The following is a 780-nucleotide window of genomic DNA, read 5'->3' on the forward strand; positions in this document are numbered from 1 at the left end:
CTAACTCCGTCGTCATACGAGACTTCATCGACCAGCCAACCACTTGACGGGAAAACAGGTCGATCACCACCGCTAAGTAAAGCCAGCCTTCGTACGTTCGGATGTACGTAATATCTGTCACCCAAGCAACATTGGGCGCTGTTACTTCAAACTGACGGTCTAAATGGTTGGGTGATACAACAGCCGGTTTTCCGCCGCCATAGCAGCCAGGGCGTCGTCGATAGCCCGTCTGAGAGCGTAAACCTTCCCTACGCATCAGGCGGGCCACTCGGTGCTTACCGCAGGCTTCGCCAGCCTCACGCAAATCCTGATAGACCTTGCGATAGCCATATACACCGCCACTTTCAAGCCACGCATGCTTGATCAATCCCAATAGACGCTGATCATCCCGGTCTCGATTAGACAGTGCTTTTTTACACCATGCATAGTAGCCACTAGGATGCACGGCCATCATGCGGCACAAGCGCCGTACCGGATATTGACTCGCATGCTTTTGAATAAACGCGTACCTCAGTCGGACTCTCTGGCGAAGTACGCGGTGGCCTTTTTTAATATATCTCGCTCTTCTGACACGCGTTTTAATTCAGCCTTTAAACGACGGTTTTCAGCTTGGAGATCATCGTCTTCTTGCCGTTGTTCTACCGGCTTATCGTAGCGCTTGATCCAGTGGTACAAGCTGTGGCCTGACACGCCCAAACGCTCAGCGACCTCGGCAACTCGATGGCCACGCTCTACCACCTGTTTAACGGCTTCGATTTTGAATTCTTCAGTGTAACGGGG

At 52.2% G+C, this 780-nt stretch carries 1 pseudogene; it reads right to left on the bottom strand.

Annotated elements, in window-relative coordinates:
* Positions 1-780: pseudogene (locus ACT3RQ_RS17720) on the bottom strand (IS3 family transposase); the annotation flags it as partial.

It is taken from the genome of Halomonas sp. AOP43-D1-4 (assembly GCF_052446175.1).
In the GTDB taxonomy this organism is placed as follows: domain Bacteria; phylum Pseudomonadota; class Gammaproteobacteria; order Pseudomonadales; family Halomonadaceae; genus Vreelandella; species Vreelandella citrativorans.